Origin of the sequence: Streptomyces phaeoluteigriseus, from assembly GCF_001896135.2 — a bacterium.
In the GTDB taxonomy this organism is placed as follows: Bacteria; Actinomycetota; Actinomycetes; order Streptomycetales; family Streptomycetaceae; genus Streptomyces; species Streptomyces phaeoluteigriseus.
The window spans coordinates 712,447-716,481 of record NZ_MPOH02000015.1 but is presented as its reverse complement, the minus strand read 5'-3'; the positions used below and the strand labels follow the sequence as shown (position 1 = coordinate 716,481).

Sequence of the window (4,035 nt, the reverse complement as noted above, 5' to 3'; positions counted from 1 at the left end):
CCCCGAACCTCACCGCTCCCCGCTCCTCCACATACGCGTTGTACGCGGCCACCTGCGCCCGCCGCCCCGTCCGCTCCACCGGCCGCAACGCGGCAACCCGAGCCCCCATCTCCGACGCGCTCACCGCACCCCCGTGCCCGTTCTCGTACGCCAGCGACACCAGCAACCCCACCCGCTGCGCAAGCTCCAGCACCCGCACCGCCCGCGGCGGATACCCCGGCGCCAACATCTCCCGCCCCCGCTCCGCCCGAGCCCGGTACGCCTCGATCGCCGCCTCGGCCACCGGCCCCGAGCCGGCCACGTCCAACCGCGACAGCACGGCCGTAGCGTCGCGCAGCGCCTCCGCCAGTTCCCGCTCGGCCTCACCCAGCGACGGCACGTCCGCCGGCGGAGCCTCCCGCACCGGGAGGCAGTGCCAGACCACCTCCACATGCACGTCACCCTCGGGCCCGGCCTCGTACACCTCCGGCACCAGACCGAGCGCGGCCCCGTGGCAGACCACCGCCTCCTCGGCCTCCAGCGCCCGCGCGTTGAACTCCGCCGGCCCGCTCAACCCCAGCGGATGACCCGGCGCGGGCAGCGCCACCCGCAGCCCGCTCACGCCGAGCGCCCGCAGCCGCCCCAGGGCGAGCGTGAGCCCGACGGGCGCGGACTCGCCGGGCAGCCCCTCCACCCGGTGCACGGCGTCCGATCCGACGATGGCCAGTACGGCGTCGTCCGGAGAGACAAGTCCGGCCAGAAGGGCATTTCCCCAAGCGGCAAGGCGACCAGAGCGCGGTTCCGAGAGCATGCCCCCAGCCTAAGGACCGGACCGATGGAACGGTCCCCCCGACCGGTGGCGTAGATTTTCCCGGAGGGCCGCGCCCACCCGCGCGCGGCGGTCCGAGCCACTGGCGTACGCGACAACCGAGACCGGCCACACTGCAAGGGGAGACAACGCGCTCATGAGCGATGTTCTGGAGCTTCAGGACGTATCCGTGGTCCGCGAGGGCCGGGCTCTGGTGGACCAGGTCTCCTGGTCGGTCAAGGAAGGCGAGCGCTGGGTCATCCTCGGCCCCAACGGAGCCGGCAAGACGACCCTGCTGAACGTCGCGTCCAGCTACCTCTACCCGAGCACCGGCACCGCCACCATCCTCGGCGAGACCCTCGGCGCGCCCGGCACCGACGTCTTCGAGCTGCGTCCCCGCATCGGCATGGCCGGCATCGCGATGGCCGACAAGCTTCCCAAGCGCCAGACCGTCCTGCAGACCGTCCTGACCGCCGCGTACGGCATGACGGCCAGCTGGCAGGAGGACTACGAGGAGATCGACGAGCAGCGCGCCCGTGCCTTCCTCGACCGCCTCGGCATGACCGAATACCTGGACCGCAAGTTCGGCACCCTCTCCGAGGGCGAGCGCAAGCGCACCCTGATCGCCCGCGCCCTGATGACCGACCCCGAGCTGCTGCTGCTGGACGAGCCGGCCGCCGGCCTCGACCTCGGCGGCCGCGAGGACCTCGTCCGCCGCCTCGGCCGTCTCGCCCGCGACCCGATCGCCCCCTCGATGATCATGGTCACGCACCATGTCGAGGAGATCGCCCCCGGCTTCACGCACGTCCTGATGATCCGTCAGGGCAAGGTCCTGGCCGCCGGACCGGTCGAACTCGAACTGACCTCCCGCAACCTCTCCCTCTGCTTCGGCCTCCCCCTCGTCGTGGAGCAGGTCGGCGACCGCTGGACGGCCCAGGGACTGCCGCTCGCCTGACCGCCCCCGTCCGCGCCCTGTCGGCGGCACACCTGCCGGACCTACCATGAACGTGTGGACGACATCGACGCGTGGGTGTGGTGGCTCGTAGGCGCGGCAGCGCTCGGAATCCCGCTGGTGGTCACCGCGATGCCGGAGTTCGGCATGTTCGCGGTCGGCGCGGTGGCGGCGGCCATCACGGCAGGCCTCGGCTTCGACGTGGTCGCCCAGGTACTCGTCTTCGTGGCCGTCTCCGTGGCCCTCCTCGCCGTCGTACGGCCCATCGCGGCCCGGCACAGCGCCCAGCGGCCCCAATTCGCCAGCGGAGTGGACGCGTTGAAGGGCAAGCAGGCGGTCGTGCTGGAACGGGTCGACGGCAAGGGCGGACGTATCAAGCTCGCCGGAGAAGTCTGGTCGGCGCGCGCTCTCGACACCGACCGGGTCTACGACGTGGGGCAGGAGGTCGATGTCGTGGACATCGAGGGGGCCACGGCGATCATCATCTGACCTCGGCAACTCCCGCACCGCGTAAGTGAACAGAACAGCCCACGAGCCGGACGACGGTCTGTCACACTCGACCAGCAAGATCTTCGACAAGCCTAAGATCTTCCGAAAGCGCCGAGGCGGAGAAAGGTACGGGGAGCACGATGGAACCGGTCATCATCGTCCTGATCATCCTGGTGGTGTTGGTCTTCATCGCCCTGATCAAGACGATCCAGGTCATCCCGCAGGCGAGCGCCGCGATCGTGGAGCGGTTCGGCCGCTACACGCGGACGCTCAACGCGGGCCTCAACATCGTCGTTCCGTTCATCGACACCATCCGCAACCGCATCGACCTGCGTGAACAGGTCGTGCCGTTCCCCCCGCAGCCGGTGATCACCCAGGACAACCTGGTCGTCAACATCGACACCGTCATCTATTACCAGGTGACGGACGCCCGCGCCGCGACCTACGAAGTCGCCAGCTACATCCAGGCGATCGAGCAGCTCACCGTCACCACCCTGCGCAACATCATCGGTGGCATGGACCTCGAACGGACCCTGACCTCCCGCGAGGAGATCAACGCGGCCCTGCGCGGAGTCCTCGACGAGGCCACCGGCAAGTGGGGCATCCGCGTCAACCGCGTGGAACTGAAGGCGATCGAGCCCCCGACCTCCATCCAGGACTCGATGGAGAAGCAGATGCGCGCCGACCGCGACAAGCGCGCCGCGATCCTCACCGCCGAAGGCACCCGCCAGGCCGCGATCCTCACGGCCGAGGGCGAGAAGCAGTCCGCCATCCTCAGGGCCGAGGGCGAGGCCAAGGCCGCCGCCCTGCGCGCCGAGGGCGAAGCCCAGGCCGTCCGCACGGTCTTCGAGGCGATCCACGCCGGCGACGCGGACCAGAAGCTTCTCTCCTACCAGTACCTCCAGATGCTCCCCAAGATCGCCGAGGGCGACGCCAACAAGCTCTGGATCGTCCCCAGCGAAATCGGCGACGCCCTCAAGGGCCTGTCCGGCGCCATGGGCAACTTCGGCGGCATGGGCGGCGGTTCGGGCTCCAACGGCGGCAACTCGGACAGCCCGAAGGAACGCCGCGAGAAGCCGTCGATCGACTGACCACGGGACGCGTCGGTCGACTGACACACAAGAACCCGGAACGCGCGGGGAACTGTGCGTACGGCCACCTACGAGCCGTGGACGGCGAAGGAACCGCTAGGCGGCGTCCATGGTCAGCCACTCCGGCAGCGCGGCCAAGTCCTCCTGCCCCAGGGCGAGAAGCATCGCGTCCTGCGGGGTCGGCTCGAACGGCAGCCGCAGCAACGGCATCCCCGCCTGGTCCGGAGTCCGGTCCGCCTTACGGTGGTTGTCCTCCGCGCACGACGCGACCGTGTTGAGCCAGGAGTCCTGACCACCCTGAGCGCGCGGTACCACGTGGTCCACGGTGGTCGCCCGGCGACCGCAGTACGCGCACCGGTGCCGGTCCCGAACCAGTACACCCCGCCTCGACCACGGGGCTTGTCTTCGGAACGGCACCCGTACGTACCTGCACAGCCTGATGACCCGGGGCGCCGGTATGTCCACCTCGACTCCCCGCATCCGCAGTTCGGGGTGGGCCTGCTCGACGACGGCCTTGTCCTGAAGCACCAGAACGACGGCGCGGTTCAACGTCACCGTCGACAGCGGCTCGAAGCTCGCGTTCAGTACCAGCGTGTCCCGCATACCAGCCCACCTCCTGTGCGCACCGGCCCACCCCCTGGCGGGCTGGGGTCAACTCTGGCCGGGCACGCCGAGATGGACAACGCAATATCTGCTGCTCCCGCGGGAGTCCCATC

General features: G+C 69.9%; 5 protein-coding genes. 3 read left to right on the top strand and 2 right to left on the bottom strand.

Annotated features, from left to right (window positions below):
- A partial coding sequence (locus tag BM536_RS21150) for a hypothetical protein (protein ID WP_094103331.1) occupies nucleotides 1-790 on the bottom strand: 790 nt, incomplete at its 3' end.
- Between the two features lie 154 nt (nucleotides 791-944).
- Here BM536_RS21150 and BM536_RS21145 point away from each other — a divergent pair.
- The 3 genes from BM536_RS21145 to BM536_RS21135 all read left to right on the top strand — a co-directional run bounded on the left by BM536_RS21145 (nucleotide 945) and on the right by BM536_RS21135 (nucleotide 3,319).
- Nucleotides 945-1,742 carry an ABC transporter ATP-binding protein gene (locus tag BM536_RS21145; protein ID WP_073499941.1) on the top strand — a complete coding sequence of 266 codons (798 nt, stop codon included), beginning with the start codon at nucleotides 945-947 and terminating at the stop codon, nucleotides 1,740-1,742.
- A gap of 54 nt (nucleotides 1,743-1,796) precedes the next feature.
- The gene (locus BM536_RS21140) at nucleotides 1,797-2,228 is read left to right on the top strand and encodes an NfeD family protein (RefSeq protein WP_073499940.1); all 432 of its coding nucleotides are present in this window, start codon (nucleotides 1,797-1,799) and stop codon (nucleotides 2,226-2,228) included.
- Between the two features lie 140 nt (nucleotides 2,229-2,368).
- Nucleotides 2,369-3,319, top strand: a complete 951-nt coding sequence (locus BM536_RS21135) for an SPFH domain-containing protein (RefSeq protein WP_073499939.1) — start codon at nucleotides 2,369-2,371, stop codon at nucleotides 3,317-3,319.
- 96 nt (nucleotides 3,320-3,415) lie between these two features.
- Here BM536_RS21135 and BM536_RS21130 read toward each other — a convergent pair whose 3' ends face one another.
- Nucleotides 3,416-3,922 (bottom strand): HNH endonuclease, encoded by a 507-nt coding sequence (locus tag BM536_RS21130; RefSeq protein WP_073499938.1) that lies wholly within the window; start codon nucleotides 3,920-3,922, stop codon nucleotides 3,416-3,418.
- Nucleotides 3,923-4,035: the final 113 nt, after the last annotated feature.